General features: G+C 72.5%; 14 protein-coding genes. 12 read left to right on the top strand and 2 right to left on the bottom strand.

The window, feature by feature from the left end; all coding sequences use genetic code 11:
* Positions 1-28: 28 nt before the first annotated feature.
* From ACZ63H_RS04265 to ACZ63H_RS04295, 7 genes are all read left to right on the top strand, one after another.
* Positions 29-1,567: an ATP-dependent DNA ligase gene (locus ACZ63H_RS04265; protein ID WP_469861993.1), complete on the top strand. Its 1,539-nt coding sequence runs from the start codon at positions 29-31 to the stop codon at positions 1,565-1,567.
* Positions 1,564-2,037, top strand: a complete 474-nt coding sequence (locus ACZ63H_RS04270) for an NUDIX hydrolase (RefSeq protein ID WP_469861995.1) — start codon at positions 1,564-1,566, stop codon at positions 2,035-2,037. The genes ACZ63H_RS04265 and ACZ63H_RS04270 overlap by 4 nt, the downstream gene beginning before the upstream one ends.
* A 77-nt stretch (positions 2,038-2,114) precedes the next feature.
* Positions 2,115-3,500 carry an NADP-dependent succinic semialdehyde dehydrogenase gene (locus ACZ63H_RS04275; protein ID WP_469861997.1) on the top strand — a complete coding sequence of 462 codons (1,386 nt, stop codon included), beginning with the start codon at positions 2,115-2,117 and terminating at the stop codon, positions 3,498-3,500.
* A gap of 26 nt (positions 3,501-3,526) precedes the next feature.
* Positions 3,527-3,760 (top strand): DUF6213 family protein, encoded by a 234-nt coding sequence (locus ACZ63H_RS04280; protein WP_358693759.1) that lies wholly within the window; start codon positions 3,527-3,529, stop codon positions 3,758-3,760.
* 267 nt (positions 3,761-4,027) lie between these two features.
* A complete protein-coding gene (locus ACZ63H_RS04285; RefSeq protein ID WP_469861999.1) occupies positions 4,028-5,092 on the top strand; it encodes a type III polyketide synthase in 1,065 nt (354 codons plus the stop codon).
* Positions 5,089-6,303: a cytochrome P450 gene (locus ACZ63H_RS04290; protein ID WP_469862001.1), complete on the top strand. Its 1,215-nt coding sequence runs from the start codon at positions 5,089-5,091 to the stop codon at positions 6,301-6,303. Before ACZ63H_RS04285 ends, ACZ63H_RS04290 begins: the two co-directional genes overlap by 4 nt.
* A gap of 7 nt (positions 6,304-6,310) precedes the next feature.
* A complete protein-coding gene (locus ACZ63H_RS04295) occupies positions 6,311-6,832 on the top strand; it encodes a cupin domain-containing protein (RefSeq protein ID WP_469862005.1) in 522 nt (173 codons plus the stop codon).
* A 40-nt stretch (positions 6,833-6,872) separates the two neighbouring features.
* Here ACZ63H_RS04295 and ACZ63H_RS04300 read toward each other — a convergent pair whose 3' ends face one another.
* Positions 6,873-8,099, bottom strand: a complete 1,227-nt coding sequence (locus ACZ63H_RS04300; protein WP_469862007.1) for an acyl-CoA dehydrogenase family protein — start codon at positions 8,097-8,099, stop codon at positions 6,873-6,875.
* A gap of 166 nt (positions 8,100-8,265) precedes the next feature.
* Here ACZ63H_RS04300 and ACZ63H_RS04305 point away from each other — a divergent pair, with 166 nt between their 5' ends.
* Positions 8,266-8,910: a TetR/AcrR family transcriptional regulator gene (locus ACZ63H_RS04305; RefSeq protein WP_469862009.1), complete on the top strand. Its 645-nt coding sequence runs from the start codon at positions 8,266-8,268 to the stop codon at positions 8,908-8,910.
* Positions 8,911-8,940: 30 nt separating this feature from the next.
* Here ACZ63H_RS04305 and def read toward each other — a convergent pair whose 3' ends face one another.
* Positions 8,941-9,498, bottom strand: coding sequence for a peptide deformylase (def, locus tag ACZ63H_RS04310; RefSeq protein ID WP_467934754.1), 558 nt, complete (start codon positions 9,496-9,498; stop codon positions 8,941-8,943).
* 153 nt (positions 9,499-9,651) lie between these two features.
* Here def and ACZ63H_RS04315 point away from each other — a divergent pair, with 153 nt between their 5' ends.
* From ACZ63H_RS04315 to ACZ63H_RS04330, 4 genes are all read left to right on the top strand, one after another.
* Positions 9,652-10,890, top strand: coding sequence for a MurT ligase domain-containing protein (locus ACZ63H_RS04315; protein ID WP_469862011.1), 1,239 nt, complete (start codon positions 9,652-9,654; stop codon positions 10,888-10,890).
* Positions 10,891-10,913: 23 nt separating this feature from the next.
* Positions 10,914-11,642 carry a type 1 glutamine amidotransferase gene (locus ACZ63H_RS04320; RefSeq protein WP_467934757.1) on the top strand — a complete coding sequence of 243 codons (729 nt, stop codon included), beginning with the start codon at positions 10,914-10,916 and terminating at the stop codon, positions 11,640-11,642.
* Positions 11,643-11,879: 237 nt separating this feature from the next.
* Positions 11,880-12,905 carry a 6-phosphofructokinase gene (locus ACZ63H_RS04325; RefSeq protein ID WP_469862013.1) on the top strand — a complete coding sequence of 342 codons (1,026 nt, stop codon included), beginning with the start codon at positions 11,880-11,882 and terminating at the stop codon, positions 12,903-12,905.
* A 102-nt stretch (positions 12,906-13,007) separates the two neighbouring features.
* The gene (locus ACZ63H_RS04330; protein WP_469862015.1) at positions 13,008-13,958 is read left to right on the top strand and encodes a cytochrome c oxidase assembly protein; all 951 of its coding nucleotides are present in this window, start codon (positions 13,008-13,010) and stop codon (positions 13,956-13,958) included.
* Positions 13,959-13,962: the final 4 nt, after the last annotated feature.

Genomic DNA, 13,962 nt, shown 5'->3' on the forward strand with positions numbered 1-13,962 from the left:
CGGGGCGCCTCCGGTGCACTCTGGGGACATGCTGCTGACCCGGCTGGCCGAGGTGTCCCGGGAGGTCGCCGCGACGGCGGCGCGGTCCCGCAAGACCGCGCTGCTCGCGGAGTTGTTCCGGGAGGCCGGGGCGGAGGACGCGCCGATCGTCATCCCCTATCTGGCCGGACGGCTGCCACAGGGCCGGCTCGGGGTCGGCTGGAAGGTGCTGGGCCGCCCGGTGCCGCCGGCCGCCGAGCCGACGCTCACCGTGCGCGAGGTCGACGCCCGGCTCGGCGAGCTGGGCGCGGTGGCCGGGCCCGGCGCCCAGGCGGAGCGGGCCCGGATCGTCGGCGAGCTGATGGGCGCGGCCACCGAGGCGGAGCAGCGCTTCCTGCTCGGCCTGCTCACCGGCGAGGTCCGCCAGGGCGCCCTGGACGCGGTGGCCGTCGAGGGGCTGGCCCGGGCGACCGGAGCGGACCCGGCGGACGTACGGCGGGCCGTGATGCTCGCGGGCTCGCTCCAGACGGTGGCCGGGGCGCTGCTCGGCGAGGGGCCAGCGGCGCTGGAGCGGTTCCGGCTCACCGTGGGGCGCCCGGTGCTGCCGATGCTGGCGCACAGCGCGTCGTCGGTCGCGGAGGCGGTGGAGAAGCTGGGCGCCTGCGCGGTGGAGGAGAAGCTGGACGGCATCCGGGTCCAGGTGCACCGGGACGGCGGCCGGGTGCGGATCCACACCCGCACCCTGGACGACATCACCGGCCGGCTGCCCGAGGTCACCGCCGCCGCGCTGGCGTTGCCGGGCGAGCGGTTCATCCTGGACGGGGAGGTGATCTCCTTCGACGCGGCCGGGCGGCCCCGGTCCTTCCAGGAGACCGCGGGCCGGGTCGGCTCGCGCACGGACGTGGCGCGGGCGGCCGGGGAGGTCCCGGTCTCCCCCGTCTTCTTCGACGCCCTCGCGGTGGACGGCCGCGATCTGCTGGACCTGCCGTTCGCCGAGCGGCACGCCGAGCTGGCCGGGCTGGTGCCCGAGCCGATGCGGGTGCGCCGCACGCTCGTCTCCGGGCCCGGGGACATCCCGGAGGCGGAACGGTTCCTCGCCGACACCCTGGCCCGGGGCCACGAGGGCGTGGTGGTCAAGGGGCTCGACGCGCCCTACAGCGCGGGTCGGCGCGGCGCCTCCTGGCTGAAGGTCAAGCCCGTGCACACCCTGGACCTGGTGGTGCTGGCCGCCGAGTGGGGCCACGGCCGGCGCACCGGCCGGCTGTCCAACCTCCACCTCGGCGCCCGCACCCAGGACGGCGGCTTCGCGATGCTCGGCAAGACCTTCAAGGGCATGACGGACGCGATGCTCGCCTGGCAGACCGGGCGGCTGGGGGAGCTGGCGGTCGAGGACGACGGGCGGGTGGTGCGGGTGCGCCCCGAGCTCGTCGTGGAGATCGCCTACGACGGCCTCCAGCGCTCCACCCGCTACCCGGCCGGTGTCACCCTCCGCTTCGCCCGCGTGATCCGCTATCGCGAGGACAAGCGCCCCGAGGAGGCCGATACGGTGGAAGCCCTGCTGGCAGCCCATCCGGAGGTCGGACCGTGACGGTGCGGACGGCGAGGCGCAGCGCGGGACTGCTGTTGTTCCGGCACACGGACCAGGGGCTTGAGGTGTTGCTCGGCCATATGGGCGGCCCGCTGTGGGCGAAGAAGGACGCGGGCGCCTGGACCGTGCCGAAGGGCGAGTACGACCCCGCCGAGCCGGCCTGGGAGGCGGCCCGGCGGGAGTTCCGGGAGGAGCTGGGCGTGGCGCCGCCGGACGGGGAGGCCGTACCGCTGGGCGAGGTGGTGCAGCGCAACGGCAAGATCGTCACGGCCTGGGCGGTGGAGGCGGACCTCGACCCGGACACGATCGACCCGGGGACCTTCACGATGGAGTGGCCGCCGCGCTCCGGACGGCGGCAGGAGTTCCCGGAGCTGGACCGGGTGGCGTGGTTCGCGCCGGACCGGGCCCGTGCGGTGATCGTCACGGCGCAGGCCGCGTTTCTCGACCGGCTGGCGGAGCACTCGGCCTGACCCGAGGACCTGTCGCGTTGCGGCCTGCCGGGCCGCGCGCGAAGGTCGAGACAAGCCCGCTCCCAGGGAGGTCGGTCATGCCCATCGCTACGGTGAACCCGGCGAACGGCGAGACGCTCAAGACGTACGAGCCCATGGACGAGGACGAGCTGGAACGCCGGCTGGAGCTGGCCGAGGCCACGTTCCGGACGTACCGGACGACCTCGTTCGCCGAGCGCGCCCGGCTGCTGCACCAGGCCGCCGATCTGCTCGACGCGGACCAGCGGGAGATCGGCCGGGTCGTCACCACCGAGATGGGCAAGCCCGTCCGGCAGGCCCGCGCGGAGGCGGCGAAGTGCGCCAAGGCCATGCGCTGGTACGCCGAGCACGCCGAACGGCTGCTGGCCGACGAGGAGCCCGCCGAGGCGGACGTGCGCGACTCGGGCGCCTCCCGGGTGCGGGTGCGCTACCGCCCGCTCGGCCCGGTGCTCGCCGTGATGCCGTGGAACTTCCCGCTGTGGCAGGTGATCCGGTTCGCGGCGCCCGCCCTGATGGCCGGCAACGTGGGCCTGCTCAAGCACGCCTCCAACGTGCCGCAGACGGCCCTGTACCTGGAGGACCTGTTCCACCGGGCGGGCTTCGCCGAGGGCTGCTTCCAGACACTGCTGATCGGCTCCGGCGCGGTGGACGACGTCCTGCGCGACGAACGGGTCAGGGCGGCGACCCTGACCGGCAGCGAACCGGCGGGCCGGGCGGTCGCCTCCACCGCCGGCGAGATGATCAAGAAGACGGTGCTGGAGCTGGGCGGCAGCGACCCGTACATCGTGATGCCCTCCGCCGACCTCGACCGCGCGGCCGAGGTCGCGGTGACCGCGCGCGTGCAGAACAACGGGCAGTCCTGCATCGCCGCCAAGCGGTTCATCGTGCACACCGACGTCCACGACGCCTTCGCCGAGAAGCTCGTCGCGGGCATGCGGGCCCTGCGGGTCGGCGACCCGCTGGCGGAGGAGACCGAGGTCGGGCCGCTGGCCAGCGAGCGGGGCCGCGACGACCTGGAGGAGCTGGTCGACGACGCCCGGCGCGGTGGCGCGCGGGTGCTGTGCGGCGGCGAGCGCCCGGACGGGCCCGGCTGGTTCTACCCGCCGACCGTGCTCGCCGGCATCACGCGGGAGATGCGCGTCCACCGCGAGGAGGCGTTCGGACCGGTCGCCACGCTGTACCGGGCGGACGACGTGGACGAGGCCGTGCTCATCGCCAACGACTCCCCCTTCGGCCTGAGTTCCAACGTGTGGACACGGGACGAGGGCGAGGTCGAGCGGTTCGCCCGGGACCTGGAGGCCGGTTCGGTGTACGTCAACGGCATGACCGCCTCCCATCCGGCGTTCCCGTTCGGCGGGGTGAAGCGCTCGGGGTACGGGCGTGAGCTGTCCGGGCACGGAATCCGGGAGTTCTGCAACATCACCACGGTTTGGCAGGGTGCCTGAGGGCCGCGCGACTACCATCACGTTCTGTGAACCGCGAAGTGACCCTGCCTCTGATCGTCGACGACCGCGGGGCCCTGCAGGTCTCCGCGGCCGACGTGAGTAAGTTGTTGCGGACCGTGGGCGCGCGGTGGCTGCACCTGGTCGAGGCCGGCGAGCAGGCGCTCGACGAGGACACCGTGGCCGCGCTGACCATCGAGCTGGCCAAGCTGGCCGACCGGATCGACGTCGCGTGCATCGCGCACAGCAGCGGGGCGCAGTAGGCCGTCCCCGCCGCGCTCACCGGGTACCCGGCGGCGGGCGGACGAACCGCCGCCGTCGCCCCGGAGATAACGGCTGTCCTGCCGTTTTCCCTCGTCCGGGGGCATGAATCGCCCCGACGGGCCGGACCCCGCGTCCCCGGTTCGGAGTAATCCAACGCGAGATCCATCGCTCTCCCGGGTGACGGTATGGGGAGCGCCCACAGGCGCGAACCCACCTTCTGACCGGCGGGCGAAAACCCTCCGGAACGCGGAAAGCAGGGACGGTTCATGGCGACCTTGTGCAAGCCCTCGGTGTCGGTCCCGGAGTACGTGATCACGATGGAGGAGACGCTGGAGCTGGCGCGCTCCCGCCACGCCGACCACCCACAACTGCCACTGGCCCTCAGGCTGATCGAGAACACCGGCGTCAAGACGCGGCACATCGTCCAGCCCATCGAGGAGACCCTCAAGCACCCGGGCTTCGAGGAGCGCAACAAGCTCTACGAGGCCGAGGCCAAGGCCCGGGTCCCCGCGGTGATCCAGCGCGCGCTGGACGACGCGGAAGTGCTCACCGGCGACATCGACGTGATCATCTACGTGTCGTGCACGGGCTTCATGATGCCCTCGCTCACGGCGTGGCTGATCAACGAGATGGACTTCGACAGCACCACCCGCCAGCTCCCGATCGCCCAGCTCGGCTGCGCGGCCGGCGGCGCGGCGATCAACCGGGCGCACGACTTCTGCTCGGCCTACCCGCACGCCAACGCACTCATCGTGGCCTGCGAGTTCTGCTCGCTGTGCTACCAGCCCACCGACCTCGGCGTCGGTTCGCTGCTCTCCAACGGGCTGTTCGGCGACGGCATCGCCGCCGCCGTCGTCCGCGGGCGCGGCGGCCGGGGCGTCCGCCTGGAGCGCAACGGCTCCTACCTGATCCCGAAGACGGAGGACTGGATCGCCTACGACGTGCGGGCGACCGGCTTCCACTTCCTGCTGGACAAGCGGGTGCCGACGACCATGGAGCCGCTCGCCCCGGCCCTGCGGGACCTGGCCGGCACCCACGGCTGGGACGCGTCCGACCTGGACTTCTACATCATCCACGCGGGCGGTCCGCGCATACTCGACGACCTGAGCAAGTTCCTGGAGGTCGACCCGCACGCGTTCCGGTTCAGCCGGGCCACGCTCACCGAGTACGGCAACATCGCCAGCGCCGTCGTCCTCGACGCCCTGCGCCGGCTGTTCGACGAGGGCGGCGCCGAGGACCGGGCGCGGGGGCTGCTCGCCGGGTTCGGCCCCGGCATCACCGCGGAGATGACGGTCGGCCGCTGGGCCGACGGGGACGGGGCCGGGCGGTGACCGCGCCGGCGCTGCCCGAGACCCTGCCGCCGGTGCGGCACTGGCCGGCGCTGGACCTGCCCGGGACCGACTTCGACCCGGTGCTCGCCGACCTGATGGCGGAGGGCCCGGTCACCCGGGTCCAGCTGCCGCACGGCGAGGGCTGGGCCTGGCTGGTCACCCGGTACGAGGACGTGCGCCGGGTGACGAACGACCCCCGCTTCAGCCGGGAGGCGGTCATGGCCAAGCAGGTCACCCGGCTCGCCCCGCACTTCATCCCCGAACCGGGCGCGGTCGGCTTCCTCGATCCGCCCGAACACACCCGGCTGCGCCGCTCGGTGGCCGCCGCTTTCACCGCCAAGGGCGTGGAACGGGTCCGGGACAAGGCGCGTGCCCAGCTGGACGAGCTGGTCGACGAGCTGCTGCGGGGCGGTCCGCCCGCGGACCTCACCAGCGCGGTGCTCGGCCCGTTCCCGATCGCGGTGATCTGCGAACTGATGGGCGTCCCGGCCGCCGACCGGCACGCCGTGCACACCTGGACCGGGCTGATCCTCTCCGCCTCGCACGGCAAGCGGATCAGCGAGCGGGCCAAGCGGGAGATGGCCGCGTACTTCGCCGAGCTGATCGGGCGGCGCGGGCACGGCGCCGGCGAGGACGTCACCTCGCTGCTGGGCGCCGCGGTGGGCCGCGAGGAGATCACCCGGGACCAGGCCGTCGGCCTCGCCGTCCTCCTCCAGATCGGCGGCGAGGCGGTCACCGGCAACAGCGGGCAGCTCTTCTACCTGCTGCTGACCCGTCCCCGGCTGCTGGAGCGGCTGCGCGCGGAGCCGGAACTCCGGCCGCGGGCGATCGACGAACTCCTGCGCTACATCCCGCACCGCAACGCGGTCGGGCTGTCCCGCATCGCCCTGGAGGAGGTGGAGATCGGCGGCGTCCGCATCCGCGCCGGCGACCCGGTCTACGTCTCCTACGTGGCGGCCAACCGCGACCCGGAGGTCTTCCCCGACCCGGACGCCATCGACGTCTCGCGCAGCCCCAACCCGCACGTGGCCTTCGGCTCCGGCCCGCACTACTGCCCCGGCGGCATCCTGGCCCGGCTGGAGGAGGAGCTGCTGGCCGACGCCCTGCTGGACCGGGTACCGGGCCTCAGACTGGCCGTACCACCGGATCAAGTGCCGTTCAGGAAGGGCGCGTTGATCCGGGGTCCCGAAGCCCTTCCGGTGACGTGGTGAGCCGCTCATGACCGAGATCGAGGGACTGTACGTGCCACCGGGGCACGGCCGTGTCGTCCAGACCCCGGCCCAGCGGGTGACGTTCAAGGTCACCGGCACCCACTCGCGGATGGCCTCCACCTTCGAGGTGGAGGTCCCGCCCGGCTTCGACGTGGGCGCCCATGTGCACACGCGCAGCGAGGAGTTGTTCTACGTCCTGGAGGGCGAGCTGGACGTCCTCGCCTTCGAGCCGCGCATCCGCACCCCCGACAACTGGCAGAAGTGGCAGTCGCGTTCGGGCAACCAGGTGGTGCGCGCGACACCGGGCACGGTCATCGTCGTACCACCGGGCTGTCCCCACGCCTTCGCCAATCCCACGGACACCCCGGCGAAGATGTTCTTCCAGGCCTCTCCCCCGCCCGACCACGAACGCTACTTCGAGGAACTCCTGGAGATCCTGGCCGACGGGGGCCCGCCGGACCAGGAGGCGATCGAGGCGCTGCGGGCGAAGTACGACATCGAGCAGCTCACACCGTTGAAGCACCGGTGAGGAGGCGGAGCCGTACGCGGCGGGCGGCTCCGCCCCGGCCCTACCGGATCGGCATGCCGGACAGCGTGCGCGCGATGACCAGCCGCTGGATCTCGCTCGTCCCCTCGAAGATGGTGTAGATCGCGGCGTCCCGGTGCATCCGCTCCACCGGGTACTCCCGCGTGTACCCGTTGCCGCCGAGGATCTGGACGGCCTGCGCGGTCACCTGCTTCGCGGTCTCGCTCGCGAACAGCTTGGACATGGAGCCCTCGGCGGCGGTGAACGGCTTGCCGTTGACCGCCATCCAGGAGGCCCGCCACACCAGCAGCCGCGCCGCGTCGATCCGGGTCCGCATGTCCGCGAGTTGGAAGGCCACGCCCTGGTTGTCGATGATCGGCCGGCCGAACTGCTCGCGCGTCTTCGCGTAGTCGAGGGCGACCTCGTAGGCGGCGCGGGCGGTGCCCACGGCCATGGCGCCGACGGCCGGCCGCGACGCCTCGAACGTGGCCATCGCCGCGTTCTTCACCCGCTCGCCCCCCGCCTTCGCCCTCTCCCGGGCGCGGGCCAGCCGCTCGTCCAGCTTCTCCTTGCCGCCGAGCAGGCAGGAGCCGGGCACCCGGACGTCGTCGAGGACGACCTCGGCGGTGTGCGAGGCGCGGATGCCGTGCTTCTTGAACTTCTGCCCCTGGGACAGGCCGGGCGTGCCGGGCGGGACGATGAAGGAGGCGTGGCCCTTGGAGCCCAGCTCCGGGTCGACGACGGCGACGACCACGTGGACGCCCGCGATGCCGCCGTTGGTCGCCCAGGTCTTCGTGCCGTTGATCACCCACTCGTCCTTGGCCTCGTCGTACACGGCCCGGGTGCGCATGGAGGCCACGTCGGAGCCGGCGTCGGGTTCGGAGGAGCAGAACGCGGCGACCTTGACGTCGTTCTGGTCGCCGTACATCTGCGGGATCCAGGTGCCGATCTGCTCGTCGGTGCCGTTGGCGAGGACGCCGACGGCGGCGAGGCCGGTGCCCACGATGGACAGGGCGATGCCCGCGTCGCCCCAGAACAGCTCCTCCATCGCCATGGGGATGCCGAGGCCGGTGGGGTCGAAGTACTGCTGCGCGTAGAAGTCGAGGGAGTAGATGCCGACCTTGGCGGCCTCCTGGATGACCGGCCAGGGCGTCTCCTCGCGCTCGTCCCACTCGGCCGCCGCCGGGCGGATCACGTCCTCGGCGAAGCCATGGAGCCAGTCCCGGACTTCCTTCTGCTCCTCGTTCAGCTCCATGGTGAACTCGGCCATGTCCCCTCCAGCGGCGGTACGGTGTTACTAACGGTAACGAGAGTCTGTTACCGGCCGGTAGGAATGTCAACCGCCGAGGACCGCTCGGCCTCCCGTTCGATGCCGCGGGCGCGGTCAGTGTTAGTTTGCGCAGGCGTCACCGAATCAGCACGGGTGGGGAGAGCACATGGACACCACACAGCGGACCGAGCAGCAGCGGTCCGCCGACCGCCGCCGGCGCGAGCTGCTGGAGGCCGCCGACCGGGTGGTGCTGCGCGACGGCCCGCAGGCGTCGATGAACTCGATCGCGGCGGAGGCGGGGATCACCAAGCCGATCCTCTACCGGCACTTCGGCGACAAGGGCGGTCTTTACGCGGCCTTGGCCAAGCGGCACACCGACGCCCTGCTGTCCTCGCTGCGGGCGGCGCTGGACGCGCCGGCCGGGCGGCGCGAGCGGGTCGAGTCCACCCTGGACACCTATCTCGCCGCGATCGAGGCGCGGCCCCAGGTGTACCGGTTCCTGATGCATCCGGCCGAGGGCGGCACCGGTGGCGAGCAGGGCTTCGACGTCGGCAAGCACTCCGTGCCGCTGCTGCGGCGGATGGGCGAGGAGCTGGCCCAGGTCATCGAGGAGCGCGTGGACCTCGGCCCGGAGAGCCAGCGGCTGGCCCGGGTGTGGGGCCACGGGATCGTCGGGATGATGCACGCGGCCGGCGACTGGTGGCTGGGGGAACGCCCCTGCTCCCGCGCCGACCTGGTGCGCTCCCTCGCCGACCTGCTGTGGGGGCGCCTGGCCGCCGCCGGGGACCGGCTGGGCGGTCCCGGCTTCTGACACCCGCCCGCCCGGCCCCGGCCGGGTGCGCTAGCGGTCCGTGCCGCTCCCCCGGTGCCACGGGGCGCGGGAGATCTGCCGCATCAGCCTCCGGTGACGCCATCCCGTCAGGCGGTCGGCGTAGGTCCCGCCCTCCAGGTGGTCGCACTCGTGCTGCAGGCACCGGGCGAAGAAGCCGGTGCCGTGCACGGTGACCGGCTCCCCGGTCACCGTCCGGCCCTCGACCACCGCGTGGTCGTAGCGCTCGGTGCCCGCCTCCAGGCCCGGCAGCGAGAGGCAGCCCTCCGGCCCCCGGACCACCACACCGTCCGCCTCCACCAGCCGTGGGTTCACCACGTGGCCGAGGTGGCGCACGTCCTCGTCGTCGGGGCAGTCGTAGACGAACACCCGCAGGGGCACGCCCACTTGGTTCGCCGCCAGCCCGACCCCGCCGGCCGCGTACATCGTGGCGAACAGGTCCTCCACGAGGTCCGCGAGGGCGGGGCCGAAGTCGGTGACGTCCCGGCAGGGCTCGCGCAGCGGCGCGTCGCCGAGCAGGGTGAGGGGCCGGACGCGCCCGCGGGCGCCCGGAATGGAACCGTGTCGCATGGCGGCAAGGGTACGGTTCGTTCAGCTCATGCCCGCCGCGCGAGGATGTGGGCCGGGATTCGGGTGTGCGAACGGATCTCGATAGGCTGAGGGTCTCACCACGCTGCCGGATGGCCCCAGGCGCGGCGCGTACGCAAGGAGGATCGAGAACTGATGGCAGGCAACTCGGACCCGCTCTCGCCGCGGGCCAAGCTGGCCGTGACCGCGGGCAAGGCGGTCGCTGCGGCATCGCGCGCCGCGGGGCGCGGCAGCGGGTCGGTGATCGGTGGCCGGGTCGCGCTGAAACTCGACCCCGACCTGCTCGGGCGGCTCGCCCAGAACCTGGACGTCGTCCTGGTGTCGGCGACCAACGGCAAGACCACGACCACCCGGCTGATCGCCGAGGCGCTGCGCGCCGCGGGCCCGGTCGTGTCCAACGCGCTCGGCGCCAACATGCCGGCCGGCATCACCTCCGCGCTCGCGGGCGGCTCGGACGCGAAGTTCGGCGTCATCGAGGTCGACGAGAAGTACCTGGCCGGTGTGGCCCGGGACACCGATCCCAAGTGCATCGCCCTGCTGAACCTCTCCCGGGACCAGCTGGACCGCGCCGCCGAGACCCGCATGCTCGCCGAGAACTGGCGCGAGGGCCTGGCCGGGTCCAAGGCGGTCGTCGTCGCCAACTGCGACGACCCGCTGGTGGTCTGGGCCGCCTCCTCCTCCCCGAACGTGGTCTGGGTCGCGGCCGGGCAGATGTGGAAGGACGACGCCTGGTCCTGCCCGTCGTGCGGCGGCGTGATGCAGCGTCCCGGTGACGACTGGTTCTGCGGCGAGTGCGGCTTCCGCCGGCCCACGCCGACCTGGGCGCTGTCCGGCGACCACGTGCTGGACCCGCACGGGTCCGCCTGGCCGATCCACCTCCAGCTGCCGGGCCGCGCCAACAAGGCCAACGCCACGTCCTCCGCGGCCGTCGCCGCCGTCTTCGGGGTGCCGCCGCAGGTCGCCCTGGAGCGGATGTACCAGGTGCAGGCGGTGGCCGGCCGGTACGACGTGGTGCAGTTCCAGAACCGGGACCTCAGGCTGCTGCTGGCCAAGAACCCGGCCGGCTGGCTGGAGACCTTCTCCCTGATCGACCCGCCGCCGGCGCCGGTGATCCTGTCGGTGAACGCCCGCGGGGCCGACGGCACCGACACCTCCTGGCTGTGGGACGTCGACTACACCCGGCTGACCGGCCACCCGATCTTCGTCATCGGCGACCGGAAGCTGGACCTCGCCGTCCGCCTGGAGGTCGCGAACCAGCACTTCCAGGTCTGCGACAACCTCGACCAGGCCGTGCAGATGTGCCCGCCGGGCCGGATCGAGGTCATCGCGAACTACACCGCGTTCCAGGACCTGCGCCGCCGCGTCGGCAACTGATCTTCGAAGGGGCGACCAACCTCATGAGCGACAACCAACTGCGGCTGGTGTGGATCTACCCGGACCTGCTGAGCACCTACGGCGACCAGGGCAACGCCCTCGTCGTGGAGCGCCGGGCCCGGCAGCGCGGCCTGGACGTGGCCCGGCTCGACGTGCGCAGCGACCAGCCGATCCCGACCTCCGGCGACATCTACCTGATCGGCGGCGGCGAGGACCGTCCGCAGCGGCTCGCGGCGGAGCGGCTGCGCCGGGACGGGCACCTGCACCGCGCGGTGGAGAACGGCGCGATCGTCTTCTCGGTGTGCGCCGGCTACCAGATCCTCGGCCACGAGTTCATCAACGACCTCGGCCAGCGCGAGCCGGGCCTCGGCCTGCTCGACGTGGTGTCGGTGCGCGGCGAGGGCGAGCGGTGCGTCGGCGACGTCCTCGGGGACATCGACCCGCAGCTCGGACTGCCCCCGCTCACCGGCTTCGAGAACCACCAGGGCGTCACCCACCTCGGCCCCACCGCCCGCCCGTTCGCCCAGGTGAAGATCGGCAAGGGCAACGGCACCGGGGACGGCACGGAGGGCGCGTACAACGGGACCGTCTTCGGCACGTACATGCACGGGCCGGTCCTCGCCCGCAACCCGCTCATCGCCGACCTGCTGCTGAAGCTGGCGCTCGACGTCAACGCGCTGCCGCCGATCGACGACCGCTGGTACGAGGCGCTGCGCAACGAACGCATCGCGGCGGCACAGCAGCCCGCCTGACCGGCCGGAAAGGGACGGTACGGCAGCCCGCGCGACCGTCCCTCCACCGGGATGCCGGCGTGGTCCGGCAGACTCCCGGCGGGCCCGCCTGACGGCTCGTCCGCTCACATGTGCGGGCGCGTCCAGCAGGCGGACGCCCGCTGTGGAGTGACCCCCTCGCGCCGGTAGGGTGGCCGGGAATCCGCCGGACAACGTGGTCCGGTTCACCCGGCCCACGTTGAGAAGGTAATTCGGGCTATGCGCATTGGTGTCCTCACGTCCGGCGGCGACTGCCCCGGCCTGAATGCCGTCATCCGGTCCGTCGTGCACCGTGCCGTCGTCGACCACGGCGACGAGGTCATCGGTTTCCGGGACGGCTGGAAGGGCCTCCTGGAGTGCGACTACCGAAAGCTCGACCTCGACGCCGTGTCCGGCATCCTGGCCCGCGGCGGCACCATTCTCGGCTCCTCCCGGGTCCGCCCGGAGCATCTGCGCGACGGGGTGGAGCGGGCCCGCGGCCACGTCGCGGAACTGGGTCTGGACGCGATCATCCCGATCGGCGGCGAGGGCACCCTGAAGGCGGCCCGGCTGCTCTCGGACAACGGGCTGCCCATCGTGGGCGTGCCCAAGACCATCGACAACGACATCGCCGTCACCGATGTCACCTTCGGTTTCGACACCGCGGTGACGGTGGCGACCGAGGCCCTGGACCGGCTGAAGACCACCGCCGAGTCCCATCAGCGGGTGCTCATCGTGGAGGTCATGGGCCGGCACACCGGCTGGATCGCGCTGCACTCCGGGATGGCGGCCGGCGCCCACGCCGTCGTCGTGCCCGAGCGGCCCTTCGACATCGAGGAGCTGACCCGGAAGGTCGGCGAGCGGTTCGCGGCGGGCAAGCGGTTCGCCATCGTGGTCGCCGCCGAGGGCGCCAAGCCGCGCCCCGGCACCATGGAGTTCGACGAGGGCGGCACGGACGTCTACGGCCACGAGCGCTTCGCGGGCATCGCCCGGCAGCTGTCGGTCGAGCTGGAGCACCGGCTCGGCAAGGAGGCCCGGCCGGTGATCCTCGGGCACGTGCAGCGGGGCGGCACGCCCACGGCGTACGACAGGGTGCTGGCCACGCGGTTCGGGTGGCACGCGGTGGAGGCGGTGCACCGGGGCGAGTTCGGCGCGATGACCGCGCTGCGCGGGACCGACATCGTCATGGTGCCGCTGGCCGAGGCCGTGGAGACGCTGAAGACGGTTCCGGTGGAGCGGTACGCCGAGGCGGAGTGCGTCCTGTAGTTCACAGGAGAACAACCTGCCCCCGGTCGCGGTCGCGACCGGGGGCGGTTCTACTCTTGGGGCGGACAACTCGCACAACCCCCACGAAACAGGAGCCGGCGGATGGATCACAGCGGGCACGGCATGACGATGGATCTGCCGCCGTTCACGCTGGGGCGAGGGCTCGAGTGGTCGGCGGAGCCGTTCTTCCTCGTCGCCTGCGTGGCCGGGCTGGCCCTGTACGGCTGGGGCGTCGCCCGGCTGCGGCGGCGCGGGGACGCGTGGCCGCTGAGCCGTACCGTCTCCTACGTCGTCGGCGTGCTCACCATCGCGCTGGTGATGTGCACCAAGCTGAACGACTACGGCATGGTCATGTTCAGCGTGCACATGGTGCAGCACATGGTGATCAGCATGCTGTCGCCGATCCTGATCCTGCTCGGCGCCCCGGTGACGCTGGCGCTGCGCGCGCTGCCGGCCGCCGGCAAGGGCCGCAAGGGGCCGCGCGAGCTGCTGCTGATGCTGCTGCACAGCCGGTACATGCGGGTGATCACCCACCCCGCGTTCACCATCCCGCTGTTCATCGCGAGCCTGTACGCCCTGTACTTCACCCCGCTGTTCGACTTCCTGATGGGCTCGAAGACCGGGCACATCGCGATGATGGTGCACTTCCTCGCGGTCGGTGTGGTGTTCTTCTGGCCCATCATCGGCGTGGACCCCGGTCCGCACCGGCCGGGTCATCTGATGCGGATGCTGGAGCTGTTCGCGGGCATGCCGTTCCACGCGTTCTTCGGTATCGCGCTGATGATGGCGTCGACGCCGATGGTGAGCACCTTCGAGCACCCGCCGGCCTCGCTCGGCATCGACGCGCTGTCCGACCAGAGCTCGGCGGGCGGCATCGCCTGGGCGTTCAGCGAGGTCCCCTCGGTACTGGTGCTGATCGCGCTGCTGTTCCAGTGGTACCGCTCCGAGCAGCGGCAGGCCAAGCGGCAGGACCGGGCCGCCGACCGGGACGGCGACAAGGAGCTGGAGGCGTACAACGCCTATCTGGCCTCGCTGAGCGCCCGCAAGGGCTGAGCGG

It is taken from the genome of Streptomyces sp. NPDC104831 (assembly GCF_055583025.1).